Annotated in this window: 17 protein-coding genes; 5 read left to right on the top strand and 12 right to left on the bottom strand. The window is 69.8% G+C overall.

The genetic code is table 11. The features are described from left to right. Window positions 1-97 precede the first annotated feature (97 nt). Genes A9977_RS19990 through A9977_RS19975 form a run of 4 tightly spaced genes read left to right on the top strand, consistent with a single transcriptional unit; the run spans window position 98 to window position 4,155 of the window. Window positions 98-925 carry an SDR family oxidoreductase gene (locus A9977_RS19990; RefSeq protein WP_183026626.1) on the top strand — a complete coding sequence of 276 codons (828 nt, stop codon included), beginning with the start codon at window positions 98-100 and terminating at the stop codon, window positions 923-925. Then, window positions 925-2,253, top strand: a complete 1,329-nt coding sequence (locus A9977_RS19985; RefSeq protein ID WP_183026625.1) for an NAD(P)/FAD-dependent oxidoreductase — start codon at window positions 925-927, stop codon at window positions 2,251-2,253. The genes A9977_RS19990 and A9977_RS19985 overlap by 1 nt, the downstream gene beginning before the upstream one ends. A gap of 7 nt (window positions 2,254-2,260) precedes the next feature. Next, window positions 2,261-3,163, top strand: a complete 903-nt coding sequence (locus tag A9977_RS19980) for a bile acid:sodium symporter family protein (RefSeq protein WP_183026624.1) — start codon at window positions 2,261-2,263, stop codon at window positions 3,161-3,163. Continuing rightward, the gene (locus A9977_RS19975) at window positions 3,160-4,155 is read left to right on the top strand and encodes an SDR family oxidoreductase (RefSeq protein ID WP_183026623.1); all 996 of its coding nucleotides are present in this window, start codon (window positions 3,160-3,162) and stop codon (window positions 4,153-4,155) included. The genes A9977_RS19980 and A9977_RS19975 overlap by 4 nt, the downstream gene beginning before the upstream one ends. On the opposite strand, the gene A9977_RS19970 is transcribed toward A9977_RS19975, so the two are convergent. Beyond that, on the bottom strand, window positions 4,145-5,047 hold the full coding sequence (locus A9977_RS19970; protein ID WP_183026622.1) for a LysR family transcriptional regulator: 903 nt from the start codon (window positions 5,045-5,047) through the stop codon (window positions 4,145-4,147). The two genes, A9977_RS19975 and A9977_RS19970, sit on opposite strands and share 11 nt — an antisense overlap. Window positions 5,048-5,138: 91 nt before the next feature. Here A9977_RS19970 and A9977_RS19965 point away from each other — a divergent pair, with 91 nt between their 5' ends. After that, window positions 5,139-5,897: a sulfite exporter TauE/SafE family protein gene (locus A9977_RS19965; RefSeq protein ID WP_183026621.1), complete on the top strand. Its 759-nt coding sequence runs from the start codon at window positions 5,139-5,141 to the stop codon at window positions 5,895-5,897. 6 nt (window positions 5,898-5,903) lie between these two features. On the opposite strand, the gene A9977_RS19960 is transcribed toward A9977_RS19965, so the two are convergent. The 11 genes from A9977_RS19960 to A9977_RS19910 form a co-directional block, all read right to left on the bottom strand. Continuing rightward, window positions 5,904-6,371, bottom strand: a complete 468-nt coding sequence (locus A9977_RS19960) for an NUDIX domain-containing protein (RefSeq protein ID WP_183026620.1) — start codon at window positions 6,369-6,371, stop codon at window positions 5,904-5,906. A gap of 2 nt (window positions 6,372-6,373) precedes the next feature. After that, window positions 6,374-6,823: a GatB/YqeY domain-containing protein gene (locus A9977_RS19955; RefSeq protein ID WP_183026619.1), complete on the bottom strand. Its 450-nt coding sequence runs from the start codon at window positions 6,821-6,823 to the stop codon at window positions 6,374-6,376. Window positions 6,824-6,931: 108 nt separating this feature from the next. Further along, a complete protein-coding gene (rpsU, locus tag A9977_RS19950; protein WP_007833691.1) occupies window positions 6,932-7,144 on the bottom strand; it encodes a 30S ribosomal protein S21 in 213 nt (70 codons plus the stop codon). A 146-nt stretch (window positions 7,145-7,290) separates the two neighbouring features. Beyond that, window positions 7,291-8,499, bottom strand: coding sequence for an NAD(P)/FAD-dependent oxidoreductase (locus A9977_RS19945; protein WP_220811937.1), 1,209 nt, complete (start codon window positions 8,497-8,499; stop codon window positions 7,291-7,293). After that, window positions 8,496-9,278, bottom strand: a complete 783-nt coding sequence (locus tag A9977_RS19940; protein ID WP_183026618.1) for a YaeF family permuted papain-like enzyme — start codon at window positions 9,276-9,278, stop codon at window positions 8,496-8,498. Before A9977_RS19940 ends, A9977_RS19945 begins: the two co-directional genes overlap by 4 nt. Before the next feature lie 4 nt (window positions 9,279-9,282). Then, a complete protein-coding gene (locus A9977_RS19935) occupies window positions 9,283-10,413 on the bottom strand; it encodes a sterol desaturase family protein (protein ID WP_183026617.1) in 1,131 nt (376 codons plus the stop codon). Window positions 10,414-10,482: 69 nt separating this feature from the next. Continuing rightward, complete coding sequence (gene cobA / locus A9977_RS19930; protein WP_183026616.1) at window positions 10,483-11,277, bottom strand: uroporphyrinogen-III C-methyltransferase; 795 nt, start codon at window positions 11,275-11,277, stop codon at window positions 10,483-10,485. Beyond that, on the bottom strand, window positions 11,274-12,179 hold the full coding sequence (ybiB, locus tag A9977_RS19925) for a DNA-binding protein YbiB (RefSeq protein WP_183026615.1): 906 nt from the start codon (window positions 12,177-12,179) through the stop codon (window positions 11,274-11,276). The genes cobA and ybiB overlap by 4 nt, the downstream gene beginning before the upstream one ends. A 112-nt stretch (window positions 12,180-12,291) precedes the next feature. Then, window positions 12,292-14,724 carry a DUF6351 family protein gene (locus A9977_RS19920; protein WP_183026614.1) on the bottom strand — a complete coding sequence of 811 codons (2,433 nt, stop codon included), beginning with the start codon at window positions 14,722-14,724 and terminating at the stop codon, window positions 12,292-12,294. 142 nt (window positions 14,725-14,866) lie between these two features. After that, complete coding sequence (locus A9977_RS19915; protein ID WP_183026613.1) at window positions 14,867-15,502, bottom strand: response regulator transcription factor; 636 nt, start codon at window positions 15,500-15,502, stop codon at window positions 14,867-14,869. After that, window positions 15,499-16,584: a PAS domain-containing sensor histidine kinase gene (locus A9977_RS19910; protein ID WP_183026612.1), complete on the bottom strand. Its 1,086-nt coding sequence runs from the start codon at window positions 16,582-16,584 to the stop codon at window positions 15,499-15,501. Before A9977_RS19910 ends, A9977_RS19915 begins: the two co-directional genes overlap by 4 nt. Window positions 16,585-16,756 lie beyond the last annotated feature (172 nt).

Genomic DNA, 16,756 nt, shown 5'->3' with positions numbered 1-16,756 from the left:
CGGGACGCGCCAGCAAGGGGAAATGCCAGGGGTTGCACTGCATCGCCGCGGCTAAAGTGATTCGGTCTTCGCCACTCGGCGCCCGCGCCGCCCGCCTGTGACTTCGCCACCGCCGCCGTTTCGCAACGTTGTTCTCACGGGGGCCTGCGGAGGCCTGGGCCAGGCCCTGGCGCGTGAGCTGATCGCCAGCGGCGCGCAGGTCGCGCTGGTCGGTCTCGATGCGGGCCGGCTGGCGGCGCTGGCCGCGCTGGCGCCCGAACGCTGCGCGGCCTACACACCCGACGTGTCGCAGGGCGAGGCCATGCAGGCCATGGCCGCCGACTGGATGGGGCGCCATGGCGTGCCCGAGCTGGTGATCGCCAATGCCGGAGTGGCGGGCGGCTACGACACCGCGCAGGCCGAGGACCTGGCCGTGCTGCGCCGCATGCTGGAGATCAACCTGCTGGGCGCGGCCGCCACCTTCCAGCCTTTCTTGTCCGCGATGCGCGCGCAGCGGCGCGGCGCGCTGGTCGGCGTGGCCAGCATCGCGGGCTGGCGCGGCATGCCGGGCAACGGCGCCTACTGCGCGAGCAAGGCCGGCCTGATCCGCTACCTCGAGAGCCTGCGCGCCGAACTGCGGGGCACGGGCGTCTCGGTGCACACCGTCAGCCCCGGCTACATCCGCACCGCGCTCACGGCCGGCAACCGCTTCGCAATGCCCGGCTTGCTCGAAGCCGACACGGCCGCGCGGCAACTGCTGGCCGGCCTGCGCGCGGGCCGCGAGCAGATCGTGCTGCCGCGCCGCATCGGCTGGCTGTCACGCGCGCTGGACCTGCTGCCCGACACCCTGCACGACCGCCTGCTGCGGGCCCAGCCGCGCAAGCCCCGCGTGGGCGAGGCCGGCGCCACCGCCATCCCGGGTCTCTCGAAGGAAACTCCGCCCTGATGTCCGCCACCGAACCGACCCATGAACAGATCGCGCTGATCGGCGCCGGCCCCTCGGGCCTGGCCGGGGCACGCAACCTCCAGAAACACGGCGTGCCCTTCCAGGGCTTCGAAGCCCACAGCGACGTCGGCGGCCTCTGGGACATCGACAATCCGCGCTCCACGGTCTACCACTCGGCCCACCTGATCTCGAGCAAGCGCACCACCGAGTTCGCCGAGTTCCCGATGGCCGACGGCGTGGCCGACTACCCCAGCCACCGCGAGCTGCGGCGCTACTTCAGCGACTTCGCCGACCGCTTCGAGCTGCGCGAGCGTTTCCGCTTCAACACCCGCGTGCTCAACGTCGAACCCGTGAGCGAGGCGCCCGACACCCGCTGGCGCGTGAGCGTGGACGCGGGCGACGGCCGGGTCGAGACCGCCGAGTACAAGGGCGTGGTGATCGCCAATGGCACACTGGCCGAACCCAAGCGGCCGAAGTTCGAGGGCCGCTTCGACGGCGAACTGCTGCACACCAGCGACTACAAGCATCCCGAGCTGTTCAAGGGCAAGCGCGTGCTGATCGTGGGCGCCGGCAACTCGGGCTGCGACATCGCGGTCGATGCGGTGCACTACGCCCACAGCGTCGACCTGTCGGTACGGCGCGGCTACTACTTCGTGCCCAAGTACGTGTTCGGCAAGCCGGCCGACACGCTGGGCGGCAAGCGCCCGCTGCCCGCGTGGCTCAAGCAGAAGGTCGACGCCACCGTGCTCAAGTGGTTCACTGGCGACCCGGTGCGCTTCGGCTTTCCCAAGCCCGACTACCGGATGTACGAGTCGCATCCGGTGGTGAACTCGCTGGTGCTGCACCACGTGGGCCATGGCGACATCGGCGTGCGCGCCGACGTCGCGCGGCTGGCCGGCCGCACGGTGCATTTCAAGGACGGCAGCGCGCGCGACTACGACCTGATCCTCGCAGCCACCGGCTATGCGCTGCACTATCCCTTCATCAAGCGCGAGCTGCTCGAGTGGCAGGGCATGGCGCCCCGGCTGTACCTCAACATCTTCTCGCCGCGCTTCGAGAACATCGCGGTGCTCGGCATGATCGAGGCCAGCGGCATCGGCTGGCAGGGGCGCTACGAGCAGGCCGAGCTGGTGGCGCGCTGGTTCCGCGCCCGCGCCGCGGACTCGCCCAAGGCCTGCACCCTGCGCGCGGCGGTGCAGGGGCCGCCACCCGACCTGTCGGGCGGCTTCAAGTACCTGCAGCTCGAGCGCATGGCGTACTACGTGCACAAGGACACCTACCGCGCGGCCGTGCGCAATGCCTCGGCGATGCTCGCCCTGCCGGAGTGAGGACGCCATGCTGCCCGTCGACGAGATCCGCCTGAACTTCAACCCCGCCTCGCTGGTGCTGCTCAACGCGGTGCTGGGCTTCCTGATGTTCGGCATCGCACTGGACACCCGCATCGAGGATTTCAAACGCGTGGCGCGCATGCCCGGCGCGATGGCGGTGGGCATCGGCGCGCAGTTCCTCGTGCTGCCGGCCGTGACCTTCGCGCTCACGCTGCTGCTGCAGCCCGGGCCCAGCATCGCGCTGGGCATGATCCTGGTGGCCTGCTGCCCGCCGGGCAACATCTCGCAGATCCTCACCCACCGCGCGGGCGGCAACGTGGCGCTGTCGGTGTCGATGACCGCGATCTCGAACGCGCTGTCGATCGTGCTGATGCCGCTCAACTTCGCGTTCTGGGGCGGCCTGCATCCCACGGCCTCGGCGCTGCTCAGGACCATCGCGCTCGATCCCCTGGACATGCTGGGCCACATCGTGATGATCATCGGCATCCCCTTCGTGCTGGGCGTGGCCTGCGCGCACCGCTTTCCCGCGCTCACCGCGCGGATCAAGAAGCCGGCGCGCCTCCTGAGCTTCCTGGCGCTGATCGCCTTCATCGTGGGCGCGATCGCGGGCAACTGGCGCTACTTCCTCGACTACGTGGGGCTGGTGCTGCTGGCGGTGGTGATCCACGACGCCCTGGCCTTCGGCACCGGCTACCTTTGCGCCCGGCTCTCGGGCCTGGGCGACTACGACCGGCGCGCGGTGGCGATCGAGGTCGGCATCCGCAACGCGGGGCTCGGGCTGGTGCTGATCTTCAGCTTCTTCGGCGGCCTGGGCGGCATGGCGGTGGTGGCCGGCGTCTGGGGCTTCTGGGACATCATCGCGGGCCTGGCGCTCGCGAGCTGGTGGGGGCGCAAGCCGGTGCAGCCATGAGCGACGCAGAAGGCTGGATCGCCCGGCGCGTGCTCGTGACGGGCGGCGACGGTTTCCTCGGCCGCGGTGTGCTGGCCGCGCTCGCCGGGGCTTCGCTCGAATGCCTGGTCGCGCTGGACGTGCGCGAGGTGCCGGCCGAGCGCCGACGGACGGGCGTGCGCTACCTGCAGCAGGACGTGCGCGACCTGGGGATCGCCGATACGCTGGCCGCGCATGCCATCGACACGGTCGTGCATCTGGCCTCCATCGTCACGCCGGGGCAGGGCTCGAACCGGGCCTTCGAGCATTCGGTGGACGTGGGCGGCACGCGCAACGTGCTCGCGGCCTGCGTGGCGCAGGGCGTGCGGCACCTGGTGGTGTCGTCGAGCGGCGCGGCCTATGGCTACCACGCCGACAACCCGGACTGGATCGACGAGTCGCAGCCGCTGCGCGGCAACCCGGTGTTCGCCTATGCCGACCACAAGCGGCAGGTCGAGGAACTGCTGGCCGAGGCGCGCGTGCAGCATCCCGCGCTCGCGCAGACCGTGCTGCGCATCGGCACCATCCTGGGCGAGCGGGTCGACAACCAGATCACCGCGCTGTTCGAGAAGAAGCGGCTGATCGCGATCCGCGGCAGCGCCAGCCCCTTCGTCTTCGTCTGGGACGAGGACGTGACCGGCGCCATCACGCATGCACTGCGAGGGGCGCCGCCCGGTTGCTACAACCTCGCGGGCGACGGCGCGCTCACGATCCACGAGATCGCGGCCCGGCTGGGCAAGCGCGCGATCGACTGGCCAGCCGGTGTGCTCCAGGCCGCGCTGGCCGTGGGCTCGGCGCTCGGCGTCAGCCGCTACGGGCCCGAGCAGCTCGACTTCCTGCGCTACCGGCCGGTGCTGCGCAACAGCGCGCTCAAGCAGCGCTTCGGCTATGTGCCGCGCAAGACCAGCGCCGAGGCCTTCGACGCCTTCGTGGCGGCGCGCGCGCGCCAGGGGTGGCCGGTCATCAGGGCGTAGCGGCCGGCGGCGGCGCGATCAGGTGCTCGAGCATGCGCCGCGCGTTGAGCGGCAGGTCCTGCGACGAGCGCACGCAGGCCATCAGCGTGCGCTCGGCCCAGGGCTCGGCCAGCGCGGCATGGGCGATCTTTATCGTGCGCGCGCAGCGCTCGGCCGCGGCCTGCGGCACGATGCCCACGCCGATGCCGTAGGCCACCATGCGGCACACCGCCTCGAAGTGGCCCGCGCGCACCCGGTAGGCCAGGTGCTTGCCGAGCGCGCGCGCATGCAGCGTGACCAGTTGCGTGAGCGCGCTGTCGGCGGGCAGGCCCACGAATTCGCTGTCGACCACCTCGGCCAGCTGCACCCGCTTGCGCCGGGCCAGCGCGTGGCCGGGTGGCATCACCAGCACCAGGTCGTCGCGGCGGAAGGGGTGGCATTCGAGGCCCTCGGTGTCGATCGCGTCCGAGACGATGCCGATGTCGCACAGCCCCGCGCGCAGCCCGTCGACGGCCTCGGGGCTGGGCCGTTCCTCGAGGTCCACCGAGATGCGCGGATGCTGTGCGAGGAAGCGGCTCAGCACCTCGGGCAGGTGTTCGCTGAGTGCCGAGGTGCCGCACATCAGGCGCACATGGCCCTTGAGGCCCTGGCCGTACTCGCCCAGTTCGCCGCGCAGCCGGGCCATCTGCTGCAACACGACGCGCGCATGGTGCAGCAGCGTGCGGCCGGCCTCGGTGGGGCGCACGCCCTGCGCATGGCGTGTCAGCAGCGGCGTGCCCAGCACCGCTTCCATGCCGCGCACGCGCTGGCTGGCCGAGGCCAGCGTCATGTGCGAGCGCTCGGCGCCGGCCGTCAGGCTGCCGGCCTCGACCACGTGGAGGAAGAGCTGCAGGTCGGTCAGGTCGAATCGCATGAAAACTCCGGAGGGGCCTCAGTCTGTGCCTGAGGCCGGGTGCGCAAGAGCCGCATTTTCAACCGCCGCGCCAGCCGGCAGACTGCGCGGCATGACGATTCCAAACGAACTGGCCTTGGGCCATTGGGCGGCCACCGCGGCCGTGTTCCTGGCGGCCGGTGCGATCAAGGGCGTGGTCGGGCTCGGGTTGCCGACCGTGTCGATGGCGCTGCTCGCGCTGTGGATGGCGCCGGTGCGCGCGGCCGCGCTGCTGGTGGTGCCCTCGCTGCTCACCAACCTCTGGCAGACCAGGCCGCGCGAGAGCTTCAGGGCGGTGTGGCGCCGCATCGCCGGCATGCAGGCGGGCGTGGTGGTAGGCACCCTGGGCGGCTCGCTGTACTTCGGCGTGCCGGCCGGCGCCTGGGCTTCGCTGGCGCTGGGCGTGGCGCTGATGGTCTATGCGCTCTGGGGCCTCACGGGGCGCCAGCTGCATGTGAGCCCGGCACAGGCGCGCTGGCTGGGGCCGCTGGTGGGGGTGGTCACGGGCGTCGTGACCTCGCTGACCGGCGTGTTCGCGGTGCCGGCCGTGCCCTATCTGCAGGCGCTGGGCTTCGAGCGCGATTCGCTGATCCAGGCGATGGGCATTTCCTTCAGCACCTCGACCGTGGTGCTGGCCATCGGGCTGGCGGGCAATGGCGGGCTGCCGGTGGCCGCGCTGGGCGGCTCCTTCGCGATGCTGGTGCCGGCCATCGTCGGCATGGTGCTGGGCACCTGGCTGCGCAAGCGCCTGTCGGTGACGCTGTTCAAGCGCTGCTTCCTGATCGGGCTGGCGCTGCTGGGGCTCTACATGGCGCTGCGCGCCATGGCCTGATGGGCTTCAGGCGGCGGGCTGCAGCAGCGCGGCGCGCACGCGCTCGATGGTCTGGCGGTAGGGCAGGGCGAAGCGCTCGAGCGTGTCCTCGGCCGCGAGCCAGCGGAAGGCGAACACCAGGCCGTCTTCCTCGGGGCTGCCGCTGGCCGTGTGTTCGAAGGTCTCGGGCAGCGGCTGCTCGGCGCGCATCAGGAACAGGTGCCAGAGCTGCGCGTGGCGGTGGGTGTTGCCTTCGACGCCGGCTTCGCAGCGGCGCGCCAGCGTGCCCAGCGATTCCAGCGCGCCGCTGAAATCGATGCCCGATTCCTCGAGCAGTTCGCGCCGCACCGCCAGCTCGGGCGATTCGCCGGGCTCGATCGTGCCCTTGGGCAACTGCATGTTGCCGTCCTCGGGATGGCGGAACACCAGCAGCCGGCCCCGTGCGTCGACCAGGCAGGCGCAGGCCTTGGGAATCGGGGCGCGGCGGCTGGGCATGTTCAGGCGCCGGCCAGTGCGGCCTTGACCGCGGCGCTGACCTGGCCCATGTCGGCCTTGCCGGCGAGCTGGGTCTTCACGGCGCCCATCACCTTGCCCATGTCGCCAGGGCCCTTGGCACCCAGCTGGTCGACGATGGCCTTCACGGCGGCCGTGACTTCCTCGGCGCTCATGCGCTGTGGCAGGTAGACCTCGAGCACCTTGATCTCGGCGGCTTCCTTGTCGGCCAGGTCGGTGCGGCCGCCGGTGGTGAAGGCGGCGATCGAGTCCTTGCGCTGCTTGACCATCTTGTCGACGATGGCCACCACCATGGCGTCGTCGAGTTCCACGCGCTCGTCGACTTCCTTCTGCTTGAGGGCGGCCAGCAGCAGGCGGATGGTGGCCAGGCGTTCGGAGTCCTTGGCCCGCATCGCGGTCTTCATGTCTTCGGTGATCTGTTCCTTGAGGCTCATGGCGTTCTTCCTTCTTTTCGTGGACGTTGTCGTCGTTCGGCAAAACAAAAAGCCGCGGCAGGTCTCCCCGGCGCGGCTCGTGCTGCTGGCGTGGCCAGCCAGCGCTGCTTAGTACAGCTTCTTGGGGAGCTGCATGCTGCGCACGCGCTTGTAGTGGCGCTTGACCGCAGCAGCCTTCTTGCGCTTGCGCTCGGCCGTCGGCTTCTCGTAGAACTCGCGAGCGCGCAGGTCGGTCAGCAGACCGAGCTTTTCGATGGTGCGCTTGAAGCGACGCAGGGCGACGTCGAAGGGCTCGTTTTCTTTAACGCGAATGGTGGTCATGAATGAATCGTTGAACTGAAATTGGCCGGGGGAGATCGAGGCCCCAGGCCGGGGTTCCTCAACTGAAGGTTTTTGCGGCCGTTGAGGGAGGGCCAAAGTTAGCCGGAAATTATAGCACTGCCCAGGCTCGGCGCACCTCGTGTCGCTCAGAGTGCCTCGGCGCAGGCGTTGGCGCTGGCCCAGGCCCACTGGAAGTTGTAACCGCCCAGCCAGCCGGTGACGTCGACGGTCTCGCCGATGAAGTGCAGGCCGGGCTGCTTCGATTCCAGGGTCTGGGACGACAGCGCGCGCGTGTCGACGCCGCCGGCCGTGACCTCGGCCTTCTTGTAGCCTTCGGTGCCGTTGGGCGTGATCTGCCAGCGCGCGATGCGTTCGGCCAGCTGGGCCAGCGAGCGGTCGGCCGCCTCGTTGACCGGGCGCTGCAGCGCGGGATCGTCGCCGACCCAGGCATCGGCCAGGCGCGAGGGCACCAGCGTGGCCAGTTCGTTGGCGATGCGCTTGCGCGAGCGCGCCTTGGCCTCGCCCAGCGCGGCGGCGATGTCGGTGCCGGGCGCGAAGTCGATGCGCAGCGGCGCGCCTTCGCGCCAATAGCTGGAGATCTGCAGCACCGCCGGGCCCGACAGGCCGCGGTGGGTGAACAGCAGGTCCTCGAGGAAGACCATGCGTTCCTTCTTCGCGCCGGTCTCGATCTGCACCGGCAGCGCCAGGCCGGCCAGCGAGGCGTAGGGCGCCCAGCCGTCGCCGGCGAAGGTCAGCGGCACCAGCGCCGGCCGCGGATCGACCACGCGCAGGCCGAACTGGCGCGCGATGCGGTAGCCGAAGTCGCTCGCGCCCAGCTGCGGGATCGACAGCCCGCCGGTCGCGATGACCAGGCGCGGCGCCTCGGCCGGGCCGCGGTCGGTCTCGAGCCGGTAGCGTCCGCCGTCGTCGGGCGTGTGGGTCACGCCGCGCACCGCGCAGGGCTGCCAGCGCGTGACGCCGCCGGCAGCGCACTCGGCCAGCAGCATGTCGATGATCTGCTGCGAGGGCCCGTCGCAGAACAGCTGGCCCTTGTGCTTCTCGTGGTAGGCGATGCCGTGGCGCTCGATCAGCGCGACGAACTGCTGCGGCGTGTAGCGCGACAGCGCCGAGCGGCAGAAGTTGGGGTTCTCGCCCACGAAATGCTTCTGCGGCGCGCGCGGGTCGAGGTCGCGGTTGGTGAAGTTGCAGCGGCCGCCGCCGGAGATGCGGATCTTCTCGGCGATGCGTTCGCTGTGGTCGATGAGCAGCACGCGGCGCCCGCGCTGGCCGGCCTGCGCGGCGCAGAAGAGCCCCGCGGCGCCGGCGCCGATGATGATGGCGTCGAAGAAGTTCAACGGGAGGTGGCGCCGTCGGCGGTGATCACCGGCGGCGGGTTGTATTTGAGGTGGCCCACGTAGCGCAAAGGTTGGGTGGAGGGAATCGAGGGCACGTCGCCCTCGCGCATGTGCAGCAGGTCGGCCGGGCTGACCCAGCGCGGGTCGGCCGTGGTCACGGGCAGGCCGGCCTGGTTGTAGGCCTCGAGCACGAACTGCGAGCAGAAGAACTGGTCGTTGCGGCTGCCGCCGAGCTGCACCATCGCGAAGCCGCGCAGGCAGAACTCGCGCGCCGGGCCCGGGATCAGCGGCAGCTCGCAGATCCGGCGGTTCAGCACGAAGGGCGCGTTGAGCATCACGCCGACGGTGTTGTACTGGGTGCCGACCTGGGCCATCGCCCAGGCGCGCAGCCGCTCGGCATGCGCGGCGTCCATGCCCGGATGGCGGAAGGCGACCACCATCTGCTCTTCGTCCACCACTTCCGCGATGGAGCGCGAACGCACGCCGTCGCCCACCGCTTCGGCGATCCGGCCGTCGCCCAGGTAGACCACCGCATGGCTCACCGGCGAGAAGGTGCCCAGGCGGATGCCGAAGGAGCCCAGCGTGGCGACCGAGGTCAGCAGGATGTCGCCCGGCTCGAGCGCGGCAGGCGTGACGAGCTCGCCGCCGTTGCCCGGTGCGATGGCCGAACTCTGCACGTTGAGCCGCGGCAGGCCGCCGTCGGGCGAGGCCTCGAAGCGCGAGGCGCAGCCGGCCAACAGCAGCGCGACCCCAAGGGCGAGCAGGCGAGCGGCGATCACCGGCTCAGCCCTTCCACACGAAAGGGAACTTGAGCTGCTTGAAGAAGCCGTTGGGCACGTAGTCGCCCAGCACGCCGTACTTCTCGGGCCAGAGCCGGGTGCTCTTCACCGCGGTGCCGAACAGGTAGTCGAGGAAGGCGTAGTGCGCCGCGTAGTTCTTGTCCAGCGCTTCGACGTCCTGGCTGTGGTGCCAGTGGTGGAAGTTGGGCGTGACGATCACGTAGCGCAGCGGGCCCAGTCGCACGCTCACGTTGCAGTGGTTGAACACCGCCTGGAAGCCCACCACCACGATGTAGGCGTCGATCACTTCCTTGCTGAAGCCCAGCACGTAGATCGGCGCCAGCACCAGCGTGCGCGTGATCAGCAGCTCGAGGATGTGCTGGCGCGAGCCGGCCATCCAGTCCATGCTCTTCACGCTGTGGTGCACCGCGTGCAGGCGCCAGAGCACCGGCACCTCGTGGTAGGCGCGGTGGGTCCAGTACTGCACCAGGTCGGCCACGAGGATGATCAGCAGGATGCCGGCCCAGAAGGGCAGGTTGCCGACCCAGCCGCGGATGCCGTCGTTGGCGGCCCAGCCGAACAGCTTGTGCACCAGCAGGTTGGTCGCGAGCAGCACGAAACCCACGATCATGTGGTTGACCACGAAGTGGTGGAAGTCGGTCTGCCACTCCTCGCGGAACACCGGCTGGTCCTTGCGCAGCGCGAACAGCTTCTCGATGAAGATGAAGATCAGCGCCGAGCCCAGCAGGTCGAGGATGAACCAGTCGAGGCCGATGTAGGGCGTGTTGTCGGCGAAGTCGTTGACCGGCACCTTGTGGCCGCCCAGCAGCGCCGCCGCCACGATCAGCAGGAAGGCCGCCGACGACAGCCAGCGCGAGCGGTTGAACACGATGTTGACCAGCGACAGCCCGCCCGCCACCACCATCGCCACCAAAAGGATGGTGCGCATGATGTCGACGTTGTAGCTGCGCCGCAGTTCGGGCGTGGTCAGGTACTGCGGGAAGTGGAAGGCCAGCACGCCCAGGAAGCACAGGATGCCCAGGCTCAGCGCGATGGTGCCCGTGACCAGGCCGCGGCCGCGCTGCAGCTGGCCGTGGCTTTCGGTGAATTCGTTGAGTTTGTCGAGTTTCAGCATCTCGCCCCCGGGATTGTTGTTGTGGGAAGAGGGCGGATTCTAGGATGGCCGGCCTGGCCGGGCGGATGCTCAGCCGACGCCGCGATGCGGTCCCGCGTCGGCGGACATGCCCGCGGCCTGCAGCCCCTGCAGCACGTCCCCCACCACGATCACCGCCGGGCTGCCCAGGCCCGCATCGGCCATGTCGCGCGACAGCCGCTCGAGCGTGGTCGCGATGTGGCGCTGCTGGGGCAGGCTTGCATGCTGGATCACGGCCACCGGCGTGGTCGCGGGCAGTCCCTGCAGCAGCTCGCGCTCGATGTGGGCCGCGCCCGCCACGCCCATGTAGATCACCAGCGTGAGCCGGGCGTTGTGCGCGGTGGCGGCCAGGCCGCGCCAGTCGGTCGGGTCGTGGGCGTCGACACCGGTCTTGGCATGGCCGGTCACGAAGACCACGCCCTGGGCGTGGTCGCGGTGCGTCAGCGGCACGCCCAGCGCGGTCACGGCGGCCAGGCCGGCCGTGATGCCGTTGACCACCGTGCATTCGATGCCGGCTTCGCGCAGGTGCTCCACCTCCTCGCCGCCGCGGCCGAAGATGAAGGGGTCGCCGCCCTTGAGCCGCACCACGGTCTCGCCTTCGCGCACCGCGGTGATCATGAGCTTCTCGATGAAGGCCTGCGGCGTGCTCTTGCAGCCGCCGCGCTTGCCCACGTGCACGATGCGCGCGCTCGGCCGCGCATGGGTCAGGATCGCGTCGTTCACCAGGTCGTCGACGAACAGCACGGTCGCGGCCTGGATGGCCTTGACGGCCTTGAGCGTCAGCAGTTCGGGGTCGCCGGGGCCGGCGCCGACCAGGGTGCAGCGGCCGGTGAGAAGGGAGTTCATGCGTGGGCTGCCAGTGTCTTGATGTGTTCGACCTGTACCGCGATCGCTTCGGGCAGCGGCAGTTCGCCCGCCAGCACGCGCTGCGTGTAGCGCACGGTCGTCTCGATGTCGATCTCGGCCGGCAGGCCCGGCACCTCGCTGAGCGTGCCGGGCTGCTGGGCCTGCAGTTCCTGGCGTTCGCCGCGCAGGTAGCCGTCGATCTGCGCGGTGCGGCGCGGGTCCGAGACCACCTCGCCCTCGAGTCCGCGCGAGAGCAGGGCGGTGGTGCCGGTGAGCGTGAAGGTCTCGCCCATCACCGTGGCGTAGGCCGGATGGGTGTAGCTGGCCACCACCACGCAGGGGCCGGTCGTGGGCCGCATCAGCTTGACCACGCTGTGGCCCGGGTTGCGCAGGCCGACCACGCGGCGCACGTCGAGCAACTTCTTGAGTGCGGGGTTGAGCAGCGCGGTCGGCGCGAAGCCGATTTCGCCGTCGGCGATGGGCCGCACCGTGTCGAGCGCATGCACGCCGAGCCCGGCCAGCACGTTCGAGGCCAGCACCCGGCTCGATTCGCTGGCGCTGCCGTGCACCAGCACCGGCAGGCCCTCGCGCGCCAGCAGCAGCGCCAGCAGGGGCGTGAGCACCGGCAGCTTGCGCGCGCCGTTGTAGCTGGGCAGCACGACCAGGGCGCGGCCCGGCACCGGAAAATGGTGCAGCCGCGCATGGGTGGCATCGAGGAAGCCGGCCATCTCCTCGGGCGTCTCGCCCTTGATGCGCATGGCCAGGCAGAACCCGCCGAGCTCGAGGTCGCTGACCGTGCCGTCGAGCACCTGGCCGAACAGATCGGCCGATTGCGCGCGCGTGAGCGGCTTGGCGCCTCGCGCGCCGCGGCCGATTTCCTTGATGTATTGACTGATTCCCATGGGTGTGGGGATTGTCCAGCAAGACTTATGCCGTCGGGCGCAGTTGCTTATGCCCTGGTGCCCATAAAAAAAGCCACCGCGAACGGTGGCTTGGGAAGGATTCAGCGCGCGCTCAGGTCGGCGCGCCCTGGCCCGGCTTGCTGAAGTCGCAGACGCCCTCGGGGAAGATGGCCTGGAGCTTCTGGATTTCCGTGGCGTTCGGCGTCCAGCTGCCGTAGGTGCCGTCGGTCAGCGCCGCGTCCACCGGCTTGAGCGCGCACTTGAAGATGCCGCCCTCGATCGGACCGCCCGCGACGGTGCGCGAGGTGCCGTACATCGGGAAGGCCTGGGTGCAGGCGCCGCGCGGCTGGGTGTCGAGCACGCCGGCCCACACGCCCGCGCCCTTGGCCATCAGCGCGCCGTCCTTGTCGAAGCAGCTGTCGACCGCGCGCTCGGGCCGGTTGGCGGCCACGCTCAGGGTCGGCGTGGCGCGGATGCGGGCCATCCATTCGTCCATCACCTGCAGCGCCATCGGCGTCTGGTCGAAGGCCGAACTCGCGCCGCGCGTCTCGGTGAACCAGATCGCCTGATGGTCCGCGTTGCCCATCTTGTGGCGGATGCGCTGGCGGATGGCGAAGGACTGGTGCACGTTGTGCATGTCGAGCTTGTGCTCCAGGTAGGGATGCCAGTCGATGGTCGGGATGTCGGTCTTGCCGGTGAACACCAGGCCCGAGCGCTGCACCGCCCGGATCGCTTCCAGGTCGCCGTGCGTGCGCTGCGCCGGCACGTTGGGGGCGGCCGGGTTCCAGCTGTTCATGTTGCGGCTGCCCCAGGGGTCGAAGTAGCCGGGCACGGTGGCCGCCTTCTGCTGCTCGGCCGCGCCGGTGCCGTTGTAGGGGAAGCCTTCGGCCACCATCTCGCTCATGCGCTTCCAGCCGCCGACCTTGAGGTTGAGGTCGAGGAACTCGGCTGGCGTGATCCTGCCGTCCTTCATCGACTGCAGGCCATACTGCACGCCCACGTTGTCCCAGGTCGAGCGCGGGTAGCCGTCGGCGCCTATGCCGTAGACGTTGCGCACGTCGTCGTAGTGGCTGAACGGGATGGTGCCGAAGGCCGCCATGTTCATGCGCGCGGCGCCCTTGGCCAGGATGCCGTCGGCATCGAACTGCGGGTTCATCGCGCCGGCCGTCAGGCCCATCCAGGCCTTGCGGCATTCGGTGGAACCGGTGGCCATCTTCACGTGGGGCAGGTAGGGCTGCAGTCCGAGGAAGGGGTTGGCCACGCTCTCCTCGGCGTTCATGCCCACCAGCCAGCTGCGGTTCTTGATGCTCGCGGTCCACTTGCCGTTGGCGCGGTCGGTCACGTCCATGTAGTACTCGAGCAGCTCGCAGTCGCCCACGTGCGGGATCTGGCCCACCATGTCGGGATAGGGCTGCACCGCGATGGCCGCATCGAGCAGGCCCGGGTGGTTCTGCGGATACAGGTACTGCTGGATGCCGCCGCCCGAGGCGCCCAGGCCCACGGTGTAGCTGGGCACGCCGTAGCGCTTGACGAAGCCCTCCTTGGTCATCAGCGCGGTCTCGCCGCCGAGGATCATGTCGTAGTGCTCGCCGGTGCGGTTGCCGGTGGAGTAGGCGATGGCGTAGCCCTTGCCGATGGCGTCGACCAGGCCGGCGCGCTTGTCCGGTCCGCCCTGGTAGTGGCCGAAGCCCACGCCGCCCTGGAAGTGGTAGACCAGCTTCCTGTTCCACAGCCCGGTGTCGGGCTTCGTGGGGTCCTCGCCGAAGGGCGCGAGCATCACGTACTGGTAGATGAAGCGGTTGATGGTGCCGCGTTCCCAGCGCACGATGAAGTCGACCGTGCGGCCGTCGGTCAGCGTGGTCTTGGCGATGTTGGCCGGGCGCGACCCGTCGGTCGGCAGCGGCAGGTAGTGGCTGTGGGTGGTGCCGCCCACCGGCATGTAGTAGTACTGCACATAGGAATCGATCGAGCAGTGCTGGCTGTAGCCGATGGTGGCGCCGCCCGCGTCCTTGACCGCGTAGTACTTGGGATCGGTGGTGTCGACCAGCGGCTCCTTGCCGAGCTCGGTGCTCACCGTGCAGACGAAGGGCTCCTGCTTGGGGCCGGCGAACATCGGGCCGGTGATCGGGTGATTGGTGAGCGTCAGCGTGTCGAGCTTGCCGCGCGTCTTGTGGCGCAGCGACAGCGTGTTGGCGCCGAGCTTGAGGCCGCTGACCACCCCCTCGAGCCGGTCGTCGCTCGCGGCCAGCGTGGGGCTGATCTGCTTGTCGTTGAGCCACAGCTCGATCTGGCCCTGGTCGGCCTTCGGTGCCAGCACCGCGATGCGCGCGTCGCCGCCCGACACCTGCTCGGGCTGGCTCGACAGCAGCTGCAGCGAGATCGTGGCTTCGGTCGGGGGCGTGGTGACCGGGGGCGTGGTCGTCGGTGGCGTCACGGACGAACCGCCGCCGTTGTTGTTGTTGTTGCTGCTGCCGCTGCCGCCGCCGCAGGCGGCGATCACGATCGCGCCGGCCGCGCAGACCGCGATCTGCTTCCATGGACTCATGTATGTCTCCTCGATTGTTGTGCTGACAGGGCGCGGCCTTCAGGCCCGCGGCCCGCAGTCATGCTAGGGAGGAGGGGGCCACGCCACAAGTCAGACACCCGGGCATCGGCTGTCAGATATCGATGACGCGCAGGAAGTCGGGTCAGTCGACCAGCCGGTGGTGCACCGCGTACTGCACCAGTTGCGCGTTCGAGCCCAGCGCCATCTTCTCGAGCAGGCGCCGGCGGTAGGTGCTGACCGTCTTGACGTTGATCGCGAGCCGCTCGGCGATGGCGGTCAGCGACTCGCCGCCCACGATCATGCGCAGGATCTCCGACTCGCGCGCCGAGAGCCGCTCGTGCGGGCGCGGATCGGGCGCCAGGCCCTGCGCGGTGTCCATCAGCGCGCGCGTGATCGAGGGCGCGACGAACTGCCGGCCGCGGCTCACGATGCGGATGGCCGCGATCAGGTCGACCGCCTCCATGTCCTTGGCGACGTAGCCGTGCGCGCCGTTGCGCAGCGCGCGCACCGCGTACTGCGGCTCGGAGTACATGCTGAGCATGATGATGCGCAGCGACTTGAAGCGCTCGAGGATCGGCCCGATCAGGTCCAGCCCGCTGCAGCCGGGCATGTTGATGTCCAGCAGCAGCACGTCGATGGGCTGGGCCTCGAGGCAGGCCATGCCGCCATGCCAGTCGCCCGCTTCCGCGATGGCGCTGATCTCGGGCGCGTCCTGCAGCACCTTGCGCAGGCCCGCTCGGAACATCGCGTGGTCGTCGATGATCAGCAGCCGGGTCATGCGCGCACCAGCGGGTTCGAGACGATGGGCGCGTGCAGCGTCACGCGGGTGCCGGCGTTGGGCGCCGAATCGATGGTCAGCGTGCCGCCGAGTTCGTAGGCGCGCTCGCGCATCGAGATCAGGCCCAGCGACTGGCGCATCGACGCGAGGTCGGGCGCGTCGACGTCGAAGCCCGCGCCGTCGTCCTCGATCTCCAGCCAGAAGTCGCGGTTGTCGCGCCGGAAGCGGATGACCACGCCGCTCGCGTGCGCATGCCGCGCCACGTTGGTCAGTGCCTCCTGGAAGATGCGGAACACCCCGATCGAGCGCCAGCGCGGCAGGTCGATGTCGAACTCGGGCGGCTGCAGGCTCACGCGCAGTTCGGAGCGCTCGCGAAAGCGCTTCACATGGCTGGCGATGGCCGCGCCCAGGCCCAGGTGGTCGAGCGCCTGCGGCCGCATCGATTCCGACAGCTCGCGCACGTTGTCGATGGCCTCGACCAGCAGCGCGTTGAGGTCGGCCGCGATGCCGCGGATCGCGGTCGAGCGCGAGCGGCGCGCGATCCGGCCCACGTCGAGCTTCATCGAGGTCAGCAGGCCGCCCAGCACGTCGTGCACCTCGCGCGCGTACTCCGCGCGCTGCTGCTCGCGCATGGTGTTGAGGCGCGAGGCCAGCTCGCGGTATTCGTAGCGCGATTCGAGCAGTTCGGCGTCGCGCTTGATCTGCTCGGTCACGTTGACGCCCACGCCCACCACCGCCGGCCGGCCGCGGAACTGCATCGACTGGCCGTGCACGTCGATGTGGACCACGCTGCCGTCGCGGTGCAGGCCGTGGGTGACGAAGTGCATGCTGCGCACCTCGCCCGAGATGCGGCGCCGGTAGCGGTCCATCACCTCGCCCACGTAGTAGACGGGCACGCAGTCGCGCAGCGGCTTGCCCACTACCTCGTCGGTGGAGTAGCCGGCCATGCCCGAGAAGGTGGCGTTGGTGTACTGGAAGTGCTCGTCCTGCAGGATGTAGATGCCTGCGACCGACTGTTCCACGATGCCGCGGAACGGGACGGACTGCACGTCGAAGGGCGGGGTGTTGGTGTCTTGTCTCATCTCTCTTCTTCGGCCCGTCTGGGATGCGTCTGCGCGCACGGGCTGCTGCCAACGTGGGAATTATGACGATCCGATGACAGCGGCGGGGCCTGAAACGGCGCCCCGGCATCCGTGTTTCCCCGAGGCGCGCCACCCGCTTATCTGACAGAAAAGCGCGCGACTTTTGCCTAGA

Source organism: Variovorax sp. UMC13, assembly GCF_014170375.1.
Classification (GTDB): Bacteria; Pseudomonadota; Gammaproteobacteria; order Burkholderiales; family Burkholderiaceae_C; genus Variovorax.
The sequence above is the reverse complement of the archived record's forward strand: the minus strand, read 5'-3'. Positions and strand labels throughout refer to the sequence as shown.

Coding starts and splice junctions, on each gene's coding strand:
- A9977_RS19985 (WP_183026625.1), top strand. CDS start 925: ATGTCCGCCACCGAACCGACCCATGAACAGATCGCGCTGATCGGCGCC.
- A9977_RS19980 (WP_183026624.1), top strand. CDS start 2,261: ATGCTGCCCGTCGACGAGATCCGCCTGAACTTCAACCCCGCCTCGCTG.
- A9977_RS19975 (WP_183026623.1), top strand. CDS start 3,160: ATGAGCGACGCAGAAGGCTGGATCGCCCGGCGCGTGCTCGTGACGGGC.
- A9977_RS19970 (WP_183026622.1), bottom strand. CDS start 5,047: ATGCGATTCGACCTGACCGACCTGCAGCTCTTCCTCCACGTGGTCGAG.
- A9977_RS19965 (WP_183026621.1), top strand. CDS start 5,139: ATGACGATTCCAAACGAACTGGCCTTGGGCCATTGGGCGGCCACCGCG.
- A9977_RS19960 (WP_183026620.1), bottom strand. CDS start 6,371: ATGCCCAGCCGCCGCGCCCCGATTCCCAAGGCCTGCGCCTGCCTGGTC.
- A9977_RS19955 (WP_183026619.1), bottom strand. CDS start 6,823: ATGAGCCTCAAGGAACAGATCACCGAAGACATGAAGACCGCGATGCGG.
- rpsU (WP_007833691.1), bottom strand. CDS start 7,144: ATGACCACCATTCGCGTTAAAGAAAACGAGCCCTTCGACGTCGCCCTG.
- A9977_RS19935 (WP_183026617.1), bottom strand. CDS start 10,413: ATGCTGAAACTCGACAAACTCAACGAATTCACCGAAAGCCACGGCCAG.
- cobA (WP_183026616.1), bottom strand. CDS start 11,277: ATGAACTCCCTTCTCACCGGCCGCTGCACCCTGGTCGGCGCCGGCCCC.
- ybiB (WP_183026615.1), bottom strand. CDS start 12,179: ATGGGAATCAGTCAATACATCAAGGAAATCGGCCGCGGCGCGCGAGGC.
- A9977_RS19920 (WP_183026614.1), bottom strand. CDS start 14,724: ATGAGTCCATGGAAGCAGATCGCGGTCTGCGCGGCCGGCGCGATCGTG.
- A9977_RS19915 (WP_183026613.1), bottom strand. CDS start 15,502: ATGACCCGGCTGCTGATCATCGACGACCACGCGATGTTCCGAGCGGGC.
- A9977_RS19910 (WP_183026612.1), bottom strand. CDS start 16,584: ATGAGACAAGACACCAACACCCCGCCCTTCGACGTGCAGTCCGTCCCG.